Below are 20,450 nucleotides of genomic sequence, written 5' to 3'. Positions count from 1 at the left end.
GAACGATCGGATCAGCTGAAAAGGCGGCGCGCCAGCGGCGAGCCGGCGGCCAGGTCGCGTGATTCGAGCGTGTCGTAGAGCTGCTCGAGATCGGCGCCGATCACGTCCATGGTTTCTTCGCGCAGCAGCTGGCCGTCGCTGTCGGTGACCACGCCGTCCATCTCGCGCGCCAGCGTGGCGGCGGCTTCGCGCATGCGGCGGAACGGCTGCTCGGCGCGGTCGACCTGCGGCACGTCCAGGCTCAGGCTGAGCTCGCGGATGGCCGACTGCGCCGGATCGTCGGCCAGCGCAGCCTGCGTGTCGAACGAAAGTCCGAGGATCGGCGGCAGCCCGGCCTCGCTCGTCGGCAGCACCATGCGTCCCGGAATGATGCCGGCCACGAAACCCAGGCGGGCGGCGTTCTGCTGCACGTAGCCGGGACTCCAGGCCGCATGCAGTGCGCGCAGCACGAAGCCCAGCTGGGCATCGTGCGCACTGGCGAACTGGTCGAGCTCGCGGGCGCGCGCCACCTCGTCGAGCATTTCGGGAAACTCGAGCGCGCCGTTGACCGCATCGGCAAAGGCCTGCGCCTTGACGACGAATTCGGAATACTCGATCTCGTTGAGCGCCCCGGTGCGGTTGGCCAGCTGCACACCCACCTGGAAGGCGCTGTAGCGCTGGCCCGGCACTGGCGGCTCCCACTGGCCGGTGTGCTCGTTCAGGCCTTCGATGGCCACGGGCTTGCTGCCTGCGCGCCGCGTGGGCGGCATGGCGGCAATGGCTGCGTCGCCCGACGCGAGCCCGTCCAGCGACACCGGCGCGATCACGTCGATGAGCGGATCGAGCCCGCCGCGCCGCTCGGCCGTGGGCACCGGGCTCGCGCTGGGCGCGGGCAGGTCGGGGTCGAACAGAGGCTCGTGGCGTTCCTGGCTCGGCAACTGGTGCGGATCGACGTGCAACGTCGGCTCCACGCCGTCGGACGAGGACGATGGCCGATGGTCCGCTTCGGACGGGTCGCGCTCAGCGGCGTCGGGCTGGCGCGGCGCGTTGCGGCGCGAGGTCACGGTGTTGTAGGCAACGACGGCCGCGAGGACGAGGCCGCCGAGGATGGCCAGGGCGAGAGTGAGATTGCTCATGCGCTGCCCGGCTCAAGCAGCTTCGACCATGGAGGCGGCCGCTTCCATGTCCACCGCGACGATCCGCGAGACGCCCTGCTCCTGCATGGTGACGCCGATCAGCTGCTCGGCCATTTCCATGGCGATCTTGTTGTGGCTGATGAAGAGGAACTGGGTTTCGCGGCTCATGGCGGTCACGAGTTTGGCATAGCGTTCGGTGTTCGCGTCGTCCAGCGGCGCGTCCACTTCGTCCAGCAGGCAGAAAGGCGCCGGGTTGAGCTGGAAGATCGCGAACACCAGCGCGATGGCCGTGAGCGCCTTCTCGCCGCCCGAGAGCAGGTGGATGGTCTGGTTCTTCTTGCCGGGCGGCTGCGCCAGCACCTGCACGCCGGCATCGAGGATCTCGTCGCCTGTCATCACGAGCCGTGCATTGCCGCCGCCGAACAGCTCGGGGAACATGCGGCTGAAGTGCTCGTTGACGATCTTGAAGGTGCCCCCCAGCAGGTCGCGCGTCTCGGCGTCGATCTTGCGGATGGCGTCTTCCAGCGTGCCGATGGCTTCGTTCAGGTCGGCGGACTGCGCATCGAGGAAGGTCTTGCGCTCGCTGGCCACGGCAAGTTCGTCGAGCGCGGCCAGGTTGACCGCGCCCAGCGCCACCACTTCGCGGTTCAGGCGGTCGATCTCGCCCTGCAGGCCGGTGAGGCGGACCTTGTCGGCTTCGATCGACTGGGCAACGGCCTCGAGGTCGGCGCCGGCGTCGTCGAGCAGTTGCTGGTACTGCTCGACACCCAGGCGCGCGGCCTGCTCCTTGAGCTGGAATTCGGTGATGCGCTGGCGCAGCGGATCGAGTTCGCGCTCCAACTGCAGCCGGCGCTCGTCGCTGGCGCGCAGCTTCAGCGTGAGGTCGTCGTACTGGCTGCGGGCCGCACCCAGCGCGGCCTCGCGCTCGAGCTTGAGCGCCAGCGCGTCCTGCAGGCCGGCCTGGGCCGCGGCGTCCGACAGGCGGCCGAGTTCGGCGCGGGCGCGCTCGTCTTCGTCGGTAAGCGACAGCACCTGCTGCGATGCGGTTTCGATCGCGCGGTTCAGCTCGCCGCGGCGGGCTTCGAGCGTGCGCTGCGAGAAGGTGGCCTCCTGCGCCTGCCGTTCGAGGCTGCGGTGCTGCTCGCGGCTCGCGGCCAGCGCGCGGCCGGCTTCGATCACGCGTTCGTCGAGCTGCGCGTGGCGCTCCTGGCTGTCGGCCAGCTGCATGTCGAGCTCTTCGAAGCGGCCTTCGGCGGCCATGCGCTTTTCCTGCAGTTCCTCGAGCTGCGCGTCGACCTCGGCCAGGTCGGCGGCCAGCTGCTGGCTGCGCGCGCGCGTCTGCTCGGCAAGCTGCGTCATGCGCAGCGTCTCGACCTGCAGTTCATGCGCACGAGATTGCGTTTCGGCCGCTTCGCGGCGTGCCGTGACGAGGCGCTGCGCGGCATCGGCGTAGGCAGCTTCGGCGCGGACCAGCGCCGTGCGCGCCTCTTCGCTGATGAGGGCCTGGGCGCGCAGTTGGCGCTCGAGGTTTTCCATTTCCTGCTGGCGCGCCAGGAGGCCGGCCTGCTCGGAATCCGGGGCATAGAAATTGACGCTGTGCGAGAACACGGCGTGGCCGCTCTGCACATAGATGACTTCGCCCGGCTGCAGCGTCGCGCGCTGCGCGAGCGCCTCTTCGAAACTCTGCGCGGTGTAGCAGCCGTGCAGCCAGTCGGTCAGCAGGGCCTGCAGGCCGGCATCGTTCAGGCGCAGCAGGCTCGACAGGCGCGGCAGCGCGGCAGCGCCTTGCGGCACGCCGGCTTCGGGCGGGCTGTAGAACGCGAGCTTGGCGGGCGGTGCATCGTTGCCGAAGGCGCGCACCATGTCGAGCCGGCTGACCTCGAGCGCACCCAGGCGCTCGCGCAGCGCCGCTTCGAGCGCGTTTTCCCAGCCCTGCTCGATGTGGATGCGGCTCCAAAGCCCCTGCATGCCTTCGAGCCCGTGCTTGGCGAGCCAGGGCGCCAGCTTGCCGTCGGTCTTGACCTTTTCCTGCAGCGCGCGCAGCGCCTCGAGCCGCGCCGAGAGCTCGGCATGGCGCGCGCCTTCGGTGTTGACGGCCTGCTGCTTCGCGCGGCGGTCGTCATCGAGCTGCGGCACCGATTCCTGCAGCTCATGCAGGCGGGCGTCGGCCTCGCTCGCGCTTTCCTGCGCGGCCGCGTGCTCTTCCTGCAGGGCTTGCAGGCGTGCCTCGTCGGGCGCGGCCAGCGCGTTCTGGTCGGCACGCAGGCGTTCGCTGCGCTGCGTGAGCTGGCGGCTCTGCTCTTCGATGTTGCGCTGGTCGGCGGCCAGCACCTGGATCTGCTGCTGCACCTGCGAGACGGTGCTGCGCTGGGCATTGGCCTCGTCCTGGGCGCGCTGCACGGCTTCCTCGAGCTCGGGCATGCGCGCGTCGTGTTCCTCGAGCTGCGCGGCCAGCAGGACGGCCTGCTCTTCCGCGTCGACGCCCTGGCCGGCCAGGGTTTCGATCTCCGCCTCGGCCTCTTCGCGGCGGCGGCCCCACTGGCCCATCTGCTCGCGCAGCTGGACCAGCCGCTGCTCCACGCGCTGGCGGCCTTCGACCACGAAGCGGATCTCGCCTTCGAGGCGGCCCACTTCGGCACTGGCTTCGTAGAGCTTGCCCTGGGCCTGGTTGACCTGGTCGCCGGCCGCGTAGTGGGCCTGGCGCACGGTTTCGAGTTCGGATTCGATGCGGCGCAGGTCGGCGGTGCGCGACTCGAGGTCGTTGATCGCCTTTTCCGAGTCGGCCTTGATCCTGGCCTGATCGGCATCGCTTTCGCTGCGCTTGAGGAACCACAGCTGGTGCTGCTTCTTCGTGGCTTCGCCCTGCAGCGCGTTGTAGCGCGCGGCCACCTCGGCCTGCTTCTCGAGCTTTTCGAGGTTGGCGTTGAGTTCGCGCAGGATGTCTTCCACGCGCGTGAGGTTCTCGCGCGTGTCGCCCAGGCGGTTCTCGGTTTCGCGCCGGCGCTCCTTGTATTTGGAGACGCCCGCCGCCTCCTCGAGGAACAGGCGCAGCTCTTCGGGCTTGGATTCGATGATCCGGCTGATCGTGCCTTGGCCGATGATGGCGTAGGCGCGCGGGCCGAGGCCGGTGCCCAGGAACACGTCCTGCACGTCGCGGCGGCGCACCGGCTGGTTGTTGATGTAGTAGCTGCTGGTGCCGTCGCGCGTGAGCACGCGCCGCACGGCAATTTCGCCGAACTGGTTCCACTGGCCGCCTGCGCGGTGGTCGGCGTTGTCGAACACCAGTTCCACGCTCGAACGGCTGGCCTGCTTGCGCGTGGTCGTGCCGTTGAAGATCACGTCCTGCATCGACTCGCCGCGCAGCTCCGACGCGCGCGACTCGCCCAGCACCCAGCGCACCGCATCCATGATGTTCGACTTGCCGCAACCGTTGGGCCCGACGACGCCGACCAATTGGCCCGGCAGCAGGAAGTTGGTGGGTTCGGCGAACGACTTGAAGCCCGAAAGCTTGATGGAATTGAGACGCACGACTTGTCGGCCTGCCTTGGCACGACGCCAAGGTGTTGATTTGTAAGGAAAATTGCACGGACCTGCCGTTCGAGACAGGCCGCCGCCCCAGCCGTGGATGATAACGTCAGGGCATGAGCGATTCCCTGGTTTCATCCCCCCTTGCCGTACGCCGCGCTTACGTGCTGGCCGGTGCGGCCACGCTGCTGGGCCTTGGCGGCTGCGCGGCCGTGCGTTCCACCGACCGCGCCGAGCCCTATACCAACCAGGAATGGTTGCAGTCCAGCGCCAACCGCATCGCCAACCTCTCCCTGCGCGACAACCTGCAATCGATCCGGCGCGTGCAGACCACGCTCTACCGGCGCAACCCGCGCGAATGGCGCAAGTCGGCAGCCAGCGTCGAGGCGGCTGCCCAGCGCGCCTGGGATGCGGTGCTGACCGGGCCCGCCCTGCCCGAGTTGCGCGGCGCCACCGGCATCGATGCCATCCGCATGGCCTTCGACACCGGCCCGCAAGGCTACCAGGGCGACCGGGTGGCGGCGCTGGTCGTCGGCTGGGCCACGATGCTCAAGCAGGCCAACGGCGACACCTGGGACCAGACCATGCTCGACGGCGTCAACGCCGAGAACAGCTTCCGGGCCGCGCGCAACTTCGAGATATCGCTCTGGCTGATCGCCTCCAAGACCGGCCCCGACGGCCAGCCGCTGCTGCTGGCCACCGAGATCAGCGAGCGCGGGCGCAACCTCGTGGCCGACCGCGAACTCTCCAAGGTGGTGGCGCGGCTCGACCTGCTGGCCGCCCAGGCCGACGAGAAATACCGGCGCGCGGCGCTCGATTTCGGCCAGAACTGGGTCATGGGCGTCGTGATGCCGTTTTTCACGCTCATCCCCCGGTAGGGATCGCGGTCAGTCGAGGAAACATATTTCCAAAACCCCGGTTTGCGGTAATATATTTCCATGAACAAGCAGGAACTCATCACAGCCCTGGCAGCCCGGCGCGAGGCCGCGGGCCTCGGCAACGCAGAAATCGCGCTGCGCTCGGGCCTCACCGAGCGTTCGGTGCGCAACGCGCTGAGCCTGAAGGGAAATCCGCAGCTGTCCTCGCTGCTGGCGCTGGTGGATGCCCTGGGCCTCGAGTTGCAGCTCGCGCCCAAGGGTTTCGGCGAACGTGCGGACACCGAGCCCGGCTATCGCCCGGTGCCCACGCGCATCGGCAATGCCGTCGGCGCTGCGGCTGCGCCGACGGCTCCGGCTTCCGGGCCCCATGCGAGGAAGCGTTGGCCATGAACGTCAAGATCCTCGAGATCTCGCTCGGCACGCGCCGCTTCGGCAAGCTGTTCCAGTACGCCGACCTCTGCCGCTTCGTGGCGGAGCCCGAACTGGTGGCCGCGCCGCCGCCCGAGGTGCTTTCGCTTTCGATGGTGGCCAGCGACCCCTCGGCGCAGGCCGCCCTGTGGAGCGACGTCAAGAACCCGCTCTTCAACGCACAGGGCGGGCAGCTGCCACGCTTCTTCCAGAACCTGCTGCCCGAAGGCGTCCTGCGCAGCCACATCGCGCAATTGCGCGGCTGCCGCGACAACGATCACTTCGAGTTGCTTGCGGCCTGCGGCGGCGACCTGCCCGGCGCGGTGAGCGCCCGGCCGGTTGCGGTCGACCGCGGCACCTTGCAGCGGCTCATCACACAGGACCAGGACGCGCTCGAGATGTCCGTGGTCGAACTGCCGATGCCGCAGGGCATCTCGGTGTCGGGCGTGCAGCCCAAGCTCGGCCTGCGCCGGCAGGGCGGGCGCTACGTGGCCCGCACCCGCGCCGGCGCGAGCACCCGCGTGATCGCCAAGCTGCCCGTGGCCGGGCGCCCCCACATGCCGCAGCTGGAGATGCTCTCGCTCCAGCTGGCGCGGGCGGCCGGCGTCGAGGTCTGCCACGCTGAACTTGCGCCGCTCTCGGCCATTGCGGCCGAGCACAGCTACGCGCTGCCCGACGAGCCCGACTTCCTTGCCGTCACGCGCTTCGACCGCGAGGGCGCGCGCCGCATCCATTTCGAGGACTTCGCGCAGGTGCTCGCGGTCGACCCGATGCACAAGTACAGCGCCAGCTACCTCGACATGGCACTGGCCATGCGCGCCTTTCCATCGCTCGGCGAGGAAGCGGTGCTCGAACTCGTGCGGCGCCTCGCGGTGAACGACCTGCTCGGCAACCCCGATGCGCATCTGAAGAACTTCGGCGTGCTGTACCCCGACGGCATCGCACCGCGGCTGGCCCCGGCCTACGACATCGTGGCCTATGCCGCGCTTCAGGGTGTCGACGGCCATGCCCTGCCTCTTCTGCCGGCGTCGCCGGGCGAGGCTGCCCCCCGACGCACCGCCCTCTTCACGCCCGCCAACGTGCGCGCCTTCTGTTTCTCGACGGGGCTGCACGAACCGCTGATGCGGCGCGCCGTTGCGGACACGGCGCGGCTCGCGCGCAGCCGCTGGCCCGAAATGATCGAGGCCTCGACGCTGCCGGCCGCCTGGAAAAAACGGCTGCAGCAGCGTTTGCAGGCACATCCCTTGCTGCAGGGCATGGCCAGGCGCGGCAAATAGAAAAACGCGGCCCCTAGAATGATCCGGCCCTTCACTCCTCCACCCTTTCGAGGCAGCAGCAACTCATGAGCTCCATCAATTTCATCGGCGGCGAAAAAGGCGGTGTCGGCAAGTCGGTCACGGCGCGCGTGCTGGCGCAGTACTTCATCGACCACAGCAAGCCTTTCACGGGCTTCGACACCGACCGCTCGCACAGCTCGTTCACGCGCTTCTACGAAGGCTTTGCCTCGCCCATCGTGGTCGACAGCTTCGAGGGCCTGGACACCGTGGTGAACGGCTTCGAGACGAATCCGCAGCAAAGCGTCATCGTCGACCTCGCGGCCCAGACGCTCGCGCCGCTGTCGCGCTGGATCAAGGAATCGGACCTGTTCGACGTGTTCGACGAGCTGGGCGTGGCCGTGAACTTCTGGCACGTGCTGGACGACGGCAAGGACTCCACCGACCTGCTCGGCACGCTGATCGACACCTTCGGCAACCGGCCCAACTACATCGTGGTGCAGAACTACGGCCGCGGCAGCGACTTCGGCATGCTGCTGGCGTCGCAGTCGCTTTCCAAGGCCACCGCGAACGGCGCCCGCGTGATCACGCTGCCGCGCCTGCATGAGGCGAGCATGCGCAAGATCGATGCGCAGAACACCAGTTTCTGGAAGGCCGTGAACGACCGCGAAGGGCCGCATGCGCTCGGCCTGCTGGAGCGCCAGCGCGTGAAGTCCTGGCTGGCGACCGCCTACGCAGCCTTCGACACCCTGCCGCTCTAGCTAGCGCGCCGCGGGCCGGCGAAAAAGCAGCACGAGCAGCAGCACCGCCAGCACCACGAAGGCGATGAACGACCAGTTCGCGAGCGTCAGGCCGAACAGCGACCAGTCGACCTTCGAACAATCGCCGCCGCCGCGGAAGATCATCGGCAGCGCCCGCTTGAGCGGAAAGGTCTCGATCATTCCGTAGAGGTCGCGCCCGCAGGTCACGACCTCGGGCGGGTTCCACTGGAGCCAGCTTTGCGCCGCCGCGGTGTAGGCGCCGCCCGCGGCCGCCACCAGCGCCAGCACGCCGCCCGTTGCCTGCAGGCCGCGGCTCCTGAACACGCCGGCCAGCCCGGTGAAAAGCGCCACCAGCACCAGCGCATAGCGCTGCACGATGCACATGGGGCAAGGCTCGAGCCCGACCACGTGCTGCAGGTAGAGCCCGAAGGCCAGCATCAGGACGCAGGCCAGGCAGACCAGCCCATACGCGCGGCGCGGCGCGCCGAAGTACCAATCGATCAAGGGGAAACCCAATCTTCTTCTACGAACACCCGGGCCTTGCGCGGCGTGGCGACGACCGTGTCGCCCTCGTGCAGGCCCAGTTCACGGAACTGTTGCGCAGGAAGTTGCGCCTCGATGATGGTTCCGGAGCCCGGATTATCTGGATTCGTTTCGGTGGGCTCAAGTTCCAGCCGCGCGATCGGGCCGACCACGATGGCGCGCGACAGGGTGGCGACGATGCCGGTGGCGCCGGCGGTGTAGCGCTCCACCGTGAGATCGTGCGGGCGCACGTAGGCCATGGCCTTGGCGTCGCGCGCGCCGCTGTGTTCGGGCGAGTCCAGGCGCATGCCGTCCAGCTGCACCGCGCCATTGTCGGCCCGGCCGTGGAACAGGTTCACGTCGCCCAGGAAGCCATAGACGAAGGGGCTCGCGGGCTGGTCCCACACCTCTTGCGGCGAGCCGACCTGCTCGATGCGGCCCTTGTTGATGACCACCACGCGGTCGGCCACTTCGAGCGCCTCTTCCTGGTCGTGCGTGACGAAGATCGAGGTGACGTGCAGCTCGTCGTGCAGCCGGCGCAGCCAGCGCCGCAGCTCCTTGCGCACCTTGGCGTCGAGCGCGCCGAAGGGTTCGTCGAGCAGCAGCACCTTGGGTTCCACCGCCAATGCGCGCGCCAATGCGATGCGCTGGCGCTGGCCGCCCGAGAGCTGCGACGGGTAACGGTCGGCCAGCCAGTCGAGCTGCACCAGCTTGAGCAGGTCGGTCACCTTCTGCTTGATCTGCGCGTCGCTCGGGCGCTCCTTGCGCGGCTTCACGCGCAGGCCGAACGCGACGTTCTCGAACACCGTCATGTGGCGGAACAGCGCGTAATGCTGGAACACGAAGCCCACCTGCCGCTCGCGCACGTGCACGTCGGTGGTGTCCTCGCCCGAAAAGAGAATGCTGCCGGTGTCGGCCGTCTCCAGCCCCGCGATGATGCGCAGCAGCGTGGTCTTGCCGCAGCCCGAGGGGCCGAGCAGCGCGACGAGTTCGCCCGACTCGACGTCGAGGTTCACGTTGTTCAGTGCGCGGAAGTCGCCGAACTGCTTGCTGATGTTGCGGATTTCGATGCTCATGGTCTTGTTCTTTCTCTCTCAGGCCGCCGAGGGCTCGGGTGGCCGCTCTGGCGGCAGCTCGGCAATGGCCTTCATTTCGCGCTCATGCCGCCATTCGATGACCGACTTGATCACCAGCGTGACCAGCGCCAGGATGGCGAGCAGCGAGGCCACGGCAAAGGCCGCCACCGACTGGTATTCGTTGTAGAGCACTTCCACATGCAGCGGCATGGTGTTGGTCTGGCCGCGGATGTGGCCCGACACCACCGACACCGCCCCGAACTCGCCCATGGCGCGTGCGTTGCACAGGATCACGCCGTACAGCAGGCCCCACTTGATGTTGGGCAGGGTCACGCGCCAGAAGGTCTGCCAGCCGGTCGCGCCGAGCACGATGGCGGCCTGCTCCTCGTCGGTGCCCTGCGCCTGCATCAGCGGCACGAGTTCGCGCGCGATGAACGGGAAGGTCACGAACACCGTCGCCAGCACGATGCCCGGCACCGCGAAGATGATCTTGATGTCGTGCTCCGCGAGCCACGGGCCGAGCCAGCCCTGCGCGCCGAACACCAGCACATAGATCAGCCCCGCCACCACCGGCGACACCGCGAACGGCAGGTCCACCAGCGTGGTCAGGAAGGCCTTGCCGCGGAACTCGAACTTGGCGATGGCCCAGGCTGCGGCCACGCCGAACACCAGGTTCATCGGCACCGCGATGGCGGCCGTGATCAAGGTGAGGCGAATCGCGCTCCAGGCGTCGGGCTCCTTCAGTGCTTCGAGATAGGCATCGAGGCCCTTGCGCAGCGCTTCCGTCGCCACGGCGGCCAGCGGCAGCACGAGGAACAGGAACATGAACGCGAGCGCAATGCCGATCAGCGTCCAGCGCACCCAGGCCGATTCGGTGGTGCCGGCCTGTGCGCGGCGAATGATCTTGGACGGCGCACTCATAGCGAACTCTCGATGAGGCTGCGCGAAGGAACACCGCAGAACCGGCTTTGCCGGGCTGCTGGTGTTGCCCCCGGCGAGGGGGTTGGCGAAGCGACACGAAGTGCGCGAAGACTGGGGGAGTGCAACATTCCTAGGCTCCTGCGCGGCGACGCTGCCAGGCCTGCAGGCCGTTGATGACCAGCAGCAGGACGAATGAAAGGACCAGCATCACCAGCGCGACCGCGGTGGCGCCCGCATAGTCGTACTGCTCCAGCTTGCCGATGATGATGAGCGGCGTGATCTCCGAAATCATCGGCATGTTGCCGGCGATGAAGATCACCGAGCCGTACTCGCCGATGGCGCGTGCAAAGGCCATGGCAAAGCCCGTGAGCAGCGCCGGCGCGATCGACGGGAAGATCACCTTCGTGAAGGTCTGCAGCCGCGTCGCGCCCAGCGAGGTGGCGGCTTCCTCGAGTTCCTTCTCGGCGTCTTCCAGCACCGGCTGCACCGTGCGCACCACGAAGGGCAGGCCGATGAAGATCAGCGCAATCACGATGCCCGCCGGCGTGAACGCCAGCTTGATGCCGTGCGGCTCGAGCAATTGCCCGATCCAGCCGTTGCCCGCGAGCAGCGCCGTGAGCGAGATGCCGGCCACCGCCGTGGGCAGCGCGAACGGCAGGTCGACCAGCGCATCGACGATGCGCTTGCCCGGGAACTTGTAGCGCACCAGCACCCAGGCCACGAGCAGGCCGAACACCGCGTTGACCACGGCCGCGATCAGCGAGGCGCCGAAGGTGAGCCGGTACGAGGCCATCACGCGCGGCGCGGTCACGGCCACCCAGAACTGTTCCCAGCTCAGCGTGAAGGTCTTGAAGACCAGCGCCGAGAGCGGGATCAGCACGATCAGGCTCAGGTAGAGAATGGAGAAGCCGAGCGTGATGTGGAAACCGGGCAGCACCCGCTTGGAGCCCCCTGCCCGGTTCACATGCGAAAGCGGCGCTCCCGCGGACGGGAGCGCCGAAGAAACAGCGCCGCTCATTTACTTCGCGCCAGGGGTGTAGAGCTTGTCGAACTGGCCACCGTCGTTGAAGTGCACCTTCTGGGCGTCGCCGAGGCTGCCGAACAGTTCCTGCACCGTGAACAGCTGCAGCGGCTTGAAGGTGGCGGCGTACTTCTTGAGCACGGCCTGCGAGCGCGGGCGCAGCGCGTGCCTGGCGGCAATTTCCTGCGCCTCTTCGGAATAGAGCCAGTCGAGGTAGGCCTTGGCGAGTTCGCCGGTGCCCTTCTTCTTGGTGGTGCGCTCGACCACGGCCACCGGGTTCTCGGCCACGATGCTGATCGACGGATAGACCGAATCGACCTTGCCGGAGCCGAACTCGCGGTCGATCGACACCACTTCGGATTCGAAGGTGATCAGCGCATCGCCGATGTTGCGCTGCAGGAAGGCGGTGGTCGCGTCGCGGCCGCCGCGCGCCAGCACCGGCACGTTCTTGAACAGCTTGCCGACGAACTCGGCCGCCTGGGCGTCGGTGCCGCCCTTCTTCTTGACGTAGCCCCAGGCCGCCAGGTAGGCGTAGCGCCCGTTGCCGCCGGTCTTGGGGTTGACGATCACGACCTGCACGCCGGGCTTGACCAAGTCTTCCCAGTCCTTGATGCCCTTGGGGTTGCCGTTGCGCACCAGGAACAGCATGGTCGAGGTGGTGGGCGATGCGTTCTCGGGAAACTTCTTGTTCCAGTCCTTCGCGACCACGCCGGCGTTGGCCAGGAAGTCGATGTCGGTGGAGGTGTTCATGGTCACCACGTCGGCATCGAGGCCGTCGGCCACCGCGCGCGCCTGGGCGCTCGAGCCGCCATGCGACTGGTCGATCTTCACGTCCTTGCCGGTGGTCTTCTTGTAGTTGGCCACGAACGCCGCGTTGTAGTCCTTGTAGAACTCGCGCGCCACGTCGTACGAGGCGTTCAGCAGCGTGCTGCCCTGCGCGAAGGCGCTGCCGCCGGCGAGTGCGGAAGACGCCAGTGCGAGCACGGCGGCAAAGGTCTTGAATCTGGAAGTCATGTGGTTGCCAAGTTTTCTGAAAATTCACGGCCTGCCGGCCAAGCGGCGGGCTCGTCGGTCAGCGACTGGAGCAAGGCGAGGCCGAGCGGCCAGTCCCCATGCCCCGAATCGATGTTGATATGGCCCGCATTCTGCATGCGGACAAACTCACTGCCCCAGGCGCGGGAATAGGCGCCGGCCAGCCGGATCGGGCAATACGGGTCGTTGCTGCTCGCCACCACGATGCTGCGGTACGGCAGCGCCGCATAGGGCACGGGCGCGAAGTCCGACAGCACGGCCCGGCGCTCCGGATCGGCCGGTGCCACCAGCAGCGCCCCGCGGATGCGCGCCGCCGCCTCGGCCGGCAGGTGCGCCGTGGCAATGCAGCCCAGGCTGTGTGCGGCAATCACCACCGGCCCGGGGCTTTCGAGCACCAGCCTGGCGAGCGTGGCCACCCAGGCCTCGCGCTTAGGCGAAGCCCAGTCGTCCTGCACCACGCGCGCCGCACCCGGAATGCGCTCTTCCCACAGGCTCTGCCAATGGCCGGGCCCGGAGTCGCGCCAGCCGGGCACGATGATCACGGAAGTCTGCATGAAGGCGCTGCCCTGCCCGCTTACTTGTTGGGCTGCGGCGTGATGCGCAGGTAGGGCTTCACGGCCTTGAAGCCCTTGGGGAAGCGCTCGGCCAGTTCGGCCGGGTCCTGGATGCTCGGGATGATGACCACGTCGTCGCCATCCTTCCAGTTCACGGGCGTGGCCACCTTGTGGCTGTCGGTGAGCTGCAGCGAGTCGATCACGCGCAGGATCTCGTCGAAGTTGCGGCCGGTGGATGCCGGGTAGGTGATGGTCGCGCGGATCGCCTTCTTCGGATCGATGATGAACACGCTGCGCACCGTGGCAGTGGCCGATGCGTTCGGGTGGATCAGGTCGTACAGGTCGGCCACCTTGCGGTCATGGTCCGCGATGATCGGGAAGTTGACGGTGGTGTTCTGCGTCTCGTTGATGTCGCCGATCCACTCCTTGTGCCTGGTGGCCGGGTCGACGCTCAGCGCGATCGGCTTCACGCCGCGCTTGGCGAATTCGCCCGACAGCGCCGCGGTCTTGCCGAGCTCGGTGGTGCACACGGGCGTGAAATCGGCCGGGTGCGAGAAGAACACCACCCACGAATCGCCGGCCCACTGGTAGAAGTCGAGGGGGCCTTCGCTGGAGTCCTGGGTGAAATTGGGGGCTGTGTCGCCGAGTCGCAGGGTCGCCATGGTCGCTCCTTGGATGGATGGGAGCCTGGGATTGTGCGAAGCGCAGCTTCAATGCCAAACGAATATCTACTTGTTTGGTTATGGCGTTTTTCGCATAAGAAGCCCCGATCCGCTAATACATGCCCGATTGGCTCCCGCTCATGTGCTCGGTCAGGAAATCGATCAGCTGGCGAACCGCCGGCACCAGGGCCCGCCGCGGCGGGAAAACCATGTGGGCGATCACCGGCGCAGGCCCCCAGCCGGGCAGCACCTGCGCGAGCCGGCCCGCCTCCACGTCGGCGCGGCACATGTAGCCGGGCAGCAGCGTCGCGCCCACGCCTTCGAGCGCGACCAGCTGCAGCGTCGCCAGATCGTCCGCCACGCAGCGTGGCGTATGGACGTGCACGTGAATCTCGCCTTTCGGCCCCTCGAGCCGCCATTCGCTGCGGCCCTCGGCGTTGGCCGACATGGCCGTCGTCGGCAGCCGCGCAAGGTCGTCCGGCGTGCGGACCGGCCCGAGGCGCTGCAGCAGCTCCGGCCGGGCCACGAGCACGGCGCGGCTGGTGCCCAGCACCTTGGCCACGAGCGTGGTGCTGTCTTCGATGGCGGGGCGCACGCGCAGCGCGATGTCGATGCCCTCCTCGATCAGGTCCACGGGCCGGTTCATGACGCGCAGGTCGACGCGCACCGCCGGGTAGCGCTCCATGAAGCGCGGCAGCAGCTGTGCAAGCCCGCTGTGGGCGATGGTGATCGGGCAGCTCAGGCGGACCGTGCCGCAGGGCTCGGTGTGCACCTGCGCCACCGCCTCGGTCGCGGCCTGCGCCGCGTCCCGCACGGCGGCCGAATGCCGCAGGAAGATCTCGCCCGCAGGCGTGAGCGACAGGCGCCGCGTGCTGCGCTGCATCAGCTGCACGCCGAGCCGATCCTCCAGTTCCGCCACACGGCGCGACAGGCGCGACTTGGGAATGCCGAGCGCGCGGCTGGCCGCGGCAAAGCCGCCGCGCTCTGCCACCTCGGCGAAGAAAACCATGTCGTTGAGGTCTTGCATGCGTTCATTGTCCTGCACATGGGACGATGTAGTCAAAATTTGGCTACTTATCATCCACTCGCATCAAAAATAGAATTACGCCATCGCCGGCCACCTTTGAGCGCCGACCTCCACACGAAAGTGATCGACCATGAAGCTGCTCCATATCGACTCCAGCATCCTGAGTGCCAATTCGACCTCCCGCCTCCTCACGGCCGAGATCGTGGCGGCCTGGAAAGCCGCGCATCCCGACACCACCGTCGAGTACCTCGACCTCGCCGCCAACGCCCCGTCGCACTTCGGCGCCGATGCCCTGGGCATCAAGACCGGCGTGCAGGCCCAGCCGACCGAAGCCCAGCAGCGCGAGAACGCGCTCTCGGAACAGCTGGTGAGCCAGTTCCTGGCTTCGGACGTCATCGTGGTGGGCGCACCGCTGTACAACTTCTCGGTGCCGACCCAGCTCAAGGCCTGGATCGACCGGCTCGCGCAAATCGGCCGCACCTTCAAGTACACCGACAAGGGCCCCGTGGGCCTGGCCGGCGGCAAGACCGTGATCGTGGCGTCCAGCCGCGGCGGCATCTACTCGACGACCGAAGGCGGCCAGGCCGCGGAGCACCAGGAGAGCTACCTGAAGGTGGTGTTCGGCTTCTTCGGCATCACCGACGTGCGCTTCGTGCGTGCCGAAGGCGTGGCCATGGGCGATGCCACCAAGGCCGCCGCACTGGCCGCGGCACGCGTCGACATCCGGGCGGCAACAGCCGAAGCCGCCAACCAGAAGGACGTGGCGCAGGCTGCCTGAGCCTCGGTTCCACCCCAATGAAAATGCCGCCCCCAGGGGCGGCATTTTTCATTGGCGGATTCGGCTGCCTCAGGCGGCCGCGTGGCTCTTGACCCAGGCCACGTACTTGTCCATCCAGCCCTGCAGGAACTTCTTCGTGCCTTCGTTGCCGATGTGGCCCGTGTCATCGAACAGGCCTTCCTTGACCTGAAGGAACGCCTCGGGCTGCCCGAGCGTGGGGACATCGAGGTACGCCAGCACAGTGCGCAAATGCTGCTGCGCCACCGCGGTACCGATGGCGCCTACCGAAATGCCCAGCACGCCCGCCGGCTTGCCAGCCCAGGCGCTCTGGCCATAGGGACGCGAAGCGTGATCGATCGCGTTCTTCAATACGCCGGGGAACGAACGGTTGTATTCGGGCGTGACGAACAACAAGCCCTGGGCCGCCGCGATCTCGGTCTTGAGCCGCTTCACCGAAGGCGCCTGGTTGCCGTCGTCGTCCTGGTTGTACAGGGGCAGATCGTCGATGCGCAAATGCTCGAACGTGAAGTCAGAGGGCGCGAGGTGCGCCAGCGCAAGGGCCAGCTTCTGGTTGAACGAATCCTTGCGAAGGCTGCCGACGATCACGGCAATTCGGGTCTGGCTCATGGATGAAGCTCCTTTGAAGTGGGGAAAACACGAACGGAAAGGAATGACCGGGGCGATTATGCGAAGCGCCCAAGACCTTTTCCAGAAAAGCTCTTGGGCCCCGCCCCGGCTTTGCGGCATGCGCAGCAGGCTTGCGCAATCGCGTGCATCATCGCCCGAGACCTTTGATCCCAGGAGCAGTTCACGATGCGATTTCTAGTAGTGGGTGCCGGTGCACTCGGTGGTTATTTCGGCGGCCGGCTGCTGGAGGCAGGACGCGACGTCACCTTTCTGCTGCGAGCGCGACGCGCGGCACAGATCGCGAAGACCGGACTGGTGGTTCAAAGCCCGTTCGGCAACCTGCAACTGCCCTCGCCGCCCCACCTGCTGGCCGAGGACATCAAGGCGCCCTTCGACGTGGTCGTGGTCGGCAGCAAGGCCTACGACCTCGACGCGACCATGGCGTCGTTCGCGCCGGCCGTCGGCCCCGGCACGGTCATTCTTCCCCTGCTCAACGGCATGAGCCACATCGACCGCCTGGCCGAGCGCTTCGGCAGCGAACGCGTGCTCGGCGGCCTGTGCATGATCTCCGCCACGCTGGACGACGAAGGCCGCGTGCTGCACCTCAACGACATGCACGGCCTTGCCTTCGGCGAGCGCGCGGGCGGACGCTCGGCGCGGGTCGATGCCATTGCCGCGCAGTTCGCGGGCGCGAAGTTCGATGCCACGCCGAGCGAGAACATCTCGCAGGACATGTGGGAGAAGTGGGTCTTCATCGCCTCGGCGGCCGGGCTCACGAGCCTGATGCGCGCGTCCATCGGCGACATTGCGAGCGCGGGCGGACAGGACGTGGCGCTCGCGATCTTCGACGAATGCTGCGCCATTGCCGCGCACAACGGCTTCGCGCCGCGCCCGGCCGCCGTCGAGCGCGGCCGCGCCATGATGACGGCGCCGGGCTCCCCTATGACCGCCTCCATGTACAAGGACATCGTGCGCGGCGCACCGATCGAGGCCGACCACATCGTCGGCGACCTGCTCGGCCGCGCGCCTGCCGCCTCTTCTTCCTCGGTGCCTTCGGTGCTGCGCACGGCCTACGTCCACCTGAAGGCCTACGAGGCGCGGCGCGCGCGCGAAGCGGCCTGAGCCTCTCGTCTCGATGAACGACGCCATCGCCTTCCTCCACACGGCGCAGGCCCATGTGCCGACCTTCGAGCGCCTGGCCCGCGAGATCGCGCCCGAACTGGAGGTGCGCCACCTGGTGATGGAGGAACTGCTGCACGAAGCCCGCACCCTAGGCATCGACAACCCGATGCTGGCCGCGCGCGTGCACGAGGCCATGCGCGAGGCGGCATCCGAGGGCGCCGCCGTGGTGGCATGCACCTGCTCGACCATCGGCGGAGTCGCGGAAAAAACCCCGACAGGCGGCGCCTTCGCAGCCCAGCGCATCGACCGCGCGATGGCCGACCGCGCCGTGCGCGCCGGCCCGCGCGTGCTGATTGCAGCGGCGCTCGAAAGCACACTGGAGCCGACCACCGCGCTGGTTCTTTCGGCCGCTGCGCAGGCCGGCGTCGGCGTCCGGCCGAGCACGCTCCTGGTCGCCGGGGCCTGGCCGCACTTCGAGGCCGGCGATACGGCCGGCTACATCGAGATGCTCTCCGGTGCGATCCGAAGCGCCGCCACCGGCGCCGACGTGGTGGTGCTGGCGCAGGCCTCGATGGCCCCCGTTGCGGATGAGCTCGCAGACCTCGGCATCGAGGTGCTCGGCAGCCCCGGCCCGGGCGTGGCGCATGCCGTGGCCACGCTGCGCGCCTCGCGCTCGGCGTGGGCGACCTGAGTCGCTACTCCGACTTGAGGATCGTCTCGCCCTTCAGTGCGCCCATGTCGCGGATGTTGAAGCGGTGCCGCTTCCAGCCAGCCCAGGTGCGGCGCAGGTGGGTGATCGAGATGAAGTAGTAAAGAAACTTGAACATGCCGAGCGCGCGCCACATCGGCGTGCCGCGGTAGATGTCGCCGGCCAGCAGCGACATCAGCCCCTCCTTCACGCGGAACGGATTGCCCGGGTGCATGAACATGTCGCGGATGGTCGGGTTGGTCACGCGGTAGATGAACCACGAATATTCGCGCGGTCCCTTGCGCATCATGGCTTCGAAGCTTTTTCTCACCAGCGCCAGCTCGGCCGGCCGGTCGAGCGCGGTGGCCACCAGCTCGGCGCCGTCGAAGGCGCTGTGCATCGCGAGGTACACGCCCGACGAGAACATCGGGTCGATGAAGGTGAAGGCATCGCCCAGCATCAGGTAGCGGTCGCCCGTGGCGTGCGTGCTCGAGTACGAGAAGTTGCCGGTGGCGTGCACCGCATCGTCCACCAGCGTCGCGTGCTTCAGCCGATCCACCAGCACCGGGCACAGCGCGATGGTGTCGTAGAAGAACTCCTTCAGCGGCTTGTCGCGCGTCTTCAGGTAGTACGGCCAGCAGACCGCGCCCACGCTGGTGGTGCCGTCGGCCAGCGGAATGAACCAGAACCAGCCGTGCGGGAACCAGCAGATGCTGATGTTGCCTTCCTTCTTGCCCTCCAGCCGCTCGGCGTTGGTGAAGTGGCCGAACAGCGCCGTGCTGTTGTGGTCGGGGTTCTTTTCCTTGCAGCGGAATTTGTTGGCCAGCAACGTGTCGCGTCCCGTGGCATCGACCACGAAGCGGGCGCGCCAGCTGCGCCTGGCACCGTCGTCCATCTCGGCCTGCACCGTGGCGCCATCGGCGTCGAAGGCCACGTCGCGCACCTTGCAGCCTTCGAGCGTCTGCGCGCCGCGCGTGGCGGCATTGCGGAACAGCAGTTCGTCGAGTTCCGAGCGGCGCACCTGCCAGGCGGAATCGAGCGACTTGTCCATGCCTTCGGCAAATTCCACATAGCTGCGGTGCTCGTGCTCCGGCGAGACGAATTCGATGCCGAACTTGGGCATGCCGATTTTGTCAACCTGGTCGCGCACGCCGAGCCTGTCGAACAGCTCGACGTTCCCGGGCAGCAGCGATTCGCCGATGTGAAAGCGCGGGTGATGCGCCTTCTCGAGCAGCACCACCTTGCGGCCCTGCTGCGCGAGCAGCGCGGAAATCGTGGAGCCTGCGGGGCCGCCCCCGATCACGAGCACGTCGCAGGACGCGTCGCCCGCCGGGGGGGCGGAAGAAATGGAGGAAGTGGCTTGAGGCAATGACATGCGAAGGCAAGCTACATAGTTGACAACGGCCAAGCATAGCGCGGCCGAAGCCGCCCGCTCCTCGGTGCCGTTCCTATGCCGCGTTCGCCTTCGGCGCGTTCTGCAGGCTCGCCTGCGTCACGCTCGCGCCCGCGGGCACGTTGTCGGTGATCCACACGTTGCCGCCGATGACGGCGCCCTTGCCCAGCGTCACGCGCCCGAGGATGGTGGCGCCGGCATAGATCACCACGTCGTCTTCCACCACCGGATGGCGCGGCAGGCCCTTCTGCAGGTTGCCGTCGGCATCGGTCGGGAAGCGCTTGGCGCCGAGTGTGACGGCCTGGTACAGGCGCACGCGCTTGCCGATGATCGCCGTTTCGCCGATGACCACGCCCGTGCCGTGGTCCATGAAGAAGCCCGCATCGATCTGCGCACCGGGGTGGATGTCGATGCCGGTCTGCGCATGCGCGAGCTCGGCCACGATGCGCGCCAGGAGCGGCAATTCAAGCTTGTAGAGCTCGTGCGCCAGCCGATGGTGGATCATCGCGAGCACGCCGGGATAGCACAGCAGCACCTCGTCCACGCTGCGCGCCGCCGGGTCGCCCTGGTAGGCGGCGAGCACGTCGGTGTCGAGCAGGCGGCGCAGGCCCGGCAGCGCGTTCGCGAACTGGCGGATGGCCTCGGTGGCGAGGCCTTCGACTTCGCTCGCGGGGCGCGGCTCGTGGCGGGCGTTGTAGTTGAGTTCCAGCCGCGCCTGCACCAGCAGCGCCTGCAGGGCGGTGTTCAGCGTGTGGCCGACGTAGAAATCCTCGCTCTCGTGGCGCAGGTCGGGCGGGCCGAGCCGCATCGGAAACAGCGCGCCCTTGAGCGATTCGATGACCTGCGCCAGCGCATCGCGCGACGGAAACTCGCGCGTGCCGGGCTCGCGCGAGCGGCGCTGCGAATCGCGCCATTCATCGCGCGCGGCGTGCAGCGCGCGGACGATGTCGCCTACTTCGAAATTGGCCATGGCTTCTCTCCGGGCGTTGTGCAGATCACACTGTAGAAGCCCATGGCCGATGTGCCAAGAACTGAAAACCCGGCGCCACGGTGGCACCCGGGTTGT

20 protein-coding genes are annotated in these 20,450 nt (G+C 67.8%); 7 read left to right on the top strand and 13 right to left on the bottom strand.

Annotated elements, in window-relative coordinates:
* Positions 1-11: 11 nt before the first annotated feature.
* Complete coding sequence (locus tag FB547_RS16025) at positions 12-1,115, bottom strand: cell division protein ZipA C-terminal FtsZ-binding domain-containing protein (RefSeq protein WP_145743803.1); 1,104 nt, start codon at positions 1,113-1,115, stop codon at positions 12-14.
* 12 nt (positions 1,116-1,127) lie between these two features.
* Positions 1,128-4,643 carry a chromosome segregation protein SMC gene (gene smc, locus FB547_RS16020; protein WP_145743802.1) on the bottom strand — a complete coding sequence of 1,172 codons (3,516 nt, stop codon included), beginning with the start codon at positions 4,641-4,643 and terminating at the stop codon, positions 1,128-1,130.
* Positions 4,644-4,756: 113 nt separating this feature from the next.
* Between smc and FB547_RS16015 the strand changes: the two genes are divergently transcribed.
* From FB547_RS16015 to FB547_RS16000, 4 genes are all read left to right on the top strand, one after another.
* Positions 4,757-5,518 carry a hypothetical protein gene (locus tag FB547_RS16015; protein ID WP_145743800.1) on the top strand — a complete coding sequence of 254 codons (762 nt, stop codon included), beginning with the start codon at positions 4,757-4,759 and terminating at the stop codon, positions 5,516-5,518.
* Positions 5,519-5,578: 60 nt separating this feature from the next.
* Positions 5,579-5,908 (top strand): helix-turn-helix domain-containing protein, encoded by a 330-nt coding sequence (locus FB547_RS16010; RefSeq protein ID WP_145743798.1) that lies wholly within the window; start codon positions 5,579-5,581, stop codon positions 5,906-5,908.
* The gene (locus FB547_RS16005) at positions 5,905-7,203 is read left to right on the top strand and encodes a type II toxin-antitoxin system HipA family toxin (RefSeq protein WP_145743796.1); all 1,299 of its coding nucleotides are present in this window, start codon (positions 5,905-5,907) and stop codon (positions 7,201-7,203) included. Before FB547_RS16010 ends, FB547_RS16005 begins: the two co-directional genes overlap by 4 nt.
* 65 nt (positions 7,204-7,268) lie before the next feature.
* Positions 7,269-7,961, top strand: a complete 693-nt coding sequence (locus tag FB547_RS16000; protein WP_012748058.1) for a mobilization protein — start codon at positions 7,269-7,271, stop codon at positions 7,959-7,961.
* Here FB547_RS16000 and FB547_RS15995 read toward each other — a convergent pair whose 3' ends face one another.
* The 8 genes from FB547_RS15995 to FB547_RS15955 form a co-directional block, all read right to left on the bottom strand.
* Positions 7,962-8,465 (bottom strand): disulfide bond formation protein B, encoded by a 504-nt coding sequence (locus tag FB547_RS15995; protein WP_145743794.1) that lies wholly within the window; start codon positions 8,463-8,465, stop codon positions 7,962-7,964.
* A complete protein-coding gene (locus tag FB547_RS15990; protein WP_145743779.1) occupies positions 8,462-9,559 on the bottom strand; it encodes a sulfate/molybdate ABC transporter ATP-binding protein in 1,098 nt (365 codons plus the stop codon). Before FB547_RS15990 ends, FB547_RS15995 begins: the two co-directional genes overlap by 4 nt.
* Positions 9,560-9,577: 18 nt before the next feature.
* Entirely contained in the window at positions 9,578-10,480 is a 903-nt protein-coding gene (gene cysW / locus FB547_RS15985) for a sulfate ABC transporter permease subunit CysW (RefSeq protein ID WP_145743777.1), read from the bottom strand.
* A gap of 130 nt (positions 10,481-10,610) precedes the next feature.
* Positions 10,611-11,498: a sulfate ABC transporter permease subunit CysT gene (gene cysT / locus FB547_RS15975; RefSeq protein ID WP_145743775.1), complete on the bottom strand. Its 888-nt coding sequence runs from the start codon at positions 11,496-11,498 to the stop codon at positions 10,611-10,613.
* Positions 11,499-12,515 carry a sulfate ABC transporter substrate-binding protein gene (locus FB547_RS15970; protein ID WP_145743773.1) on the bottom strand — a complete coding sequence of 339 codons (1,017 nt, stop codon included), beginning with the start codon at positions 12,513-12,515 and terminating at the stop codon, positions 11,499-11,501.
* The gene (locus FB547_RS15965; protein WP_012748064.1) at positions 12,512-13,087 is read right to left on the bottom strand and encodes an RBBP9/YdeN family alpha/beta hydrolase; all 576 of its coding nucleotides are present in this window, start codon (positions 13,085-13,087) and stop codon (positions 12,512-12,514) included. The genes FB547_RS15970 and FB547_RS15965 overlap by 4 nt, the downstream gene beginning before the upstream one ends.
* Before the next feature lie 20 nt (positions 13,088-13,107).
* Positions 13,108-13,749: a peroxiredoxin gene (locus FB547_RS15960; RefSeq protein ID WP_145743771.1), complete on the bottom strand. Its 642-nt coding sequence runs from the start codon at positions 13,747-13,749 to the stop codon at positions 13,108-13,110.
* A gap of 112 nt (positions 13,750-13,861) precedes the next feature.
* The gene (locus FB547_RS15955) at positions 13,862-14,776 is read right to left on the bottom strand and encodes a LysR family transcriptional regulator (RefSeq protein ID WP_145743769.1); all 915 of its coding nucleotides are present in this window, start codon (positions 14,774-14,776) and stop codon (positions 13,862-13,864) included.
* 130 nt (positions 14,777-14,906) lie between these two features.
* On the opposite strand from FB547_RS15955, the gene FB547_RS15950 reads away from it, so the two are divergent.
* Positions 14,907-15,554: an FMN-dependent NADH-azoreductase gene (locus FB547_RS15950; protein ID WP_124957836.1), complete on the top strand. Its 648-nt coding sequence runs from the start codon at positions 14,907-14,909 to the stop codon at positions 15,552-15,554.
* Positions 15,555-15,623: 69 nt separating this feature from the next.
* Here FB547_RS15950 and FB547_RS15945 read toward each other — a convergent pair whose 3' ends face one another.
* Positions 15,624-16,181 carry an NADPH-dependent FMN reductase gene (locus tag FB547_RS15945; protein WP_145743767.1) on the bottom strand — a complete coding sequence of 186 codons (558 nt, stop codon included), beginning with the start codon at positions 16,179-16,181 and terminating at the stop codon, positions 15,624-15,626.
* A gap of 186 nt (positions 16,182-16,367) precedes the next feature.
* On the opposite strand from FB547_RS15945, the gene panE reads away from it, so the two are divergent.
* Both panE and FB547_RS15935 read left to right on the top strand, forming a co-directional pair.
* Positions 16,368-17,303 (top strand): 2-dehydropantoate 2-reductase, encoded by a 936-nt coding sequence (panE, locus tag FB547_RS15940; RefSeq protein ID WP_145743765.1) that lies wholly within the window; start codon positions 16,368-16,370, stop codon positions 17,301-17,303.
* Between the two features lie 13 nt (positions 17,304-17,316).
* Positions 17,317-17,994 carry an Asp/Glu/hydantoin racemase gene (locus FB547_RS15935; protein WP_145743763.1) on the top strand — a complete coding sequence of 226 codons (678 nt, stop codon included), beginning with the start codon at positions 17,317-17,319 and terminating at the stop codon, positions 17,992-17,994.
* A gap of 4 nt (positions 17,995-17,998) precedes the next feature.
* Here the strand turns inward: FB547_RS15935 and FB547_RS15930 are convergent, their stop codons facing one another.
* Both FB547_RS15930 and epsC read right to left on the bottom strand, forming a co-directional pair.
* Positions 17,999-19,366 carry an NAD(P)/FAD-dependent oxidoreductase gene (locus FB547_RS15930; RefSeq protein WP_145743761.1) on the bottom strand — a complete coding sequence of 456 codons (1,368 nt, stop codon included), beginning with the start codon at positions 19,364-19,366 and terminating at the stop codon, positions 17,999-18,001.
* Between the two features lie 73 nt (positions 19,367-19,439).
* Positions 19,440-20,354, bottom strand: coding sequence for a serine O-acetyltransferase EpsC (epsC, locus tag FB547_RS15925; RefSeq protein ID WP_145743759.1), 915 nt, complete (start codon positions 20,352-20,354; stop codon positions 19,440-19,442).
* Positions 20,355-20,450 lie beyond the last annotated feature (96 nt).

It is taken from the genome of Variovorax beijingensis, from assembly GCF_007828835.1.
Classification (GTDB): domain Bacteria; phylum Pseudomonadota; class Gammaproteobacteria; order Burkholderiales; family Burkholderiaceae_C; genus Variovorax; species Variovorax beijingensis_A.
The sequence above is the reverse complement of the archived record's forward strand: the minus strand, read 5'-3'. Positions and strand labels throughout refer to the sequence as shown.

Bases quoted from the DNA above. Each gene is read 5' to 3' on its own strand.
- FB547_RS15970 (WP_145743773.1), bottom strand. From the start codon at position 12,515: ATGACTTCCAGATTCAAGACCTTTGCCGCCGTGCTCGCACTGGCGTCT.
- FB547_RS15955 (WP_145743769.1), bottom strand. From the start codon at position 14,776: ATGCAAGACCTCAACGACATGGTTTTCTTCGCCGAGGTGGCAGAGCGC.
- FB547_RS16005 (WP_145743796.1), top strand. From the start codon at position 5,905: ATGAACGTCAAGATCCTCGAGATCTCGCTCGGCACGCGCCGCTTCGGC.
- FB547_RS16010 (WP_145743798.1), top strand. From the start codon at position 5,579: ATGAACAAGCAGGAACTCATCACAGCCCTGGCAGCCCGGCGCGAGGCC.
- FB547_RS16000 (WP_012748058.1), top strand. From the start codon at position 7,269: ATGAGCTCCATCAATTTCATCGGCGGCGAAAAAGGCGGTGTCGGCAAG.
- FB547_RS15930 (WP_145743761.1), bottom strand. From the start codon at position 19,366: ATGTCATTGCCTCAAGCCACTTCCTCCATTTCTTCCGCCCCCCCGGCG.
- FB547_RS16025 (WP_145743803.1), bottom strand. From the start codon at position 1,115: ATGAGCAATCTCACTCTCGCCCTGGCCATCCTCGGCGGCCTCGTCCTC.
- FB547_RS15935 (WP_145743763.1), top strand. From the start codon at position 17,317: ATGAACGACGCCATCGCCTTCCTCCACACGGCGCAGGCCCATGTGCCG.
- FB547_RS15950 (WP_124957836.1), top strand. From the start codon at position 14,907: ATGAAGCTGCTCCATATCGACTCCAGCATCCTGAGTGCCAATTCGACC.
- FB547_RS16015 (WP_145743800.1), top strand. From the start codon at position 4,757: ATGAGCGATTCCCTGGTTTCATCCCCCCTTGCCGTACGCCGCGCTTAC.
- FB547_RS15945 (WP_145743767.1), bottom strand. From the start codon at position 16,181: ATGAGCCAGACCCGAATTGCCGTGATCGTCGGCAGCCTTCGCAAGGAT.
- panE (WP_145743765.1), top strand. From the start codon at position 16,368: ATGCGATTTCTAGTAGTGGGTGCCGGTGCACTCGGTGGTTATTTCGGC.
- epsC (WP_145743759.1), bottom strand. From the start codon at position 20,354: ATGGCCAATTTCGAAGTAGGCGACATCGTCCGCGCGCTGCACGCCGCG.
- cysW (WP_145743777.1), bottom strand. From the start codon at position 10,480: ATGAGTGCGCCGTCCAAGATCATTCGCCGCGCACAGGCCGGCACCACC.
- FB547_RS15965 (WP_012748064.1), bottom strand. From the start codon at position 13,087: ATGCAGACTTCCGTGATCATCGTGCCCGGCTGGCGCGACTCCGGGCCC.
- FB547_RS15990 (WP_145743779.1), bottom strand. From the start codon at position 9,559: ATGAGCATCGAAATCCGCAACATCAGCAAGCAGTTCGGCGACTTCCGC.
- FB547_RS15960 (WP_145743771.1), bottom strand. From the start codon at position 13,749: ATGGCGACCCTGCGACTCGGCGACACAGCCCCCAATTTCACCCAGGAC.
- cysT (WP_145743775.1), bottom strand. From the start codon at position 11,498: ATGAGCGGCGCTGTTTCTTCGGCGCTCCCGTCCGCGGGAGCGCCGCTT.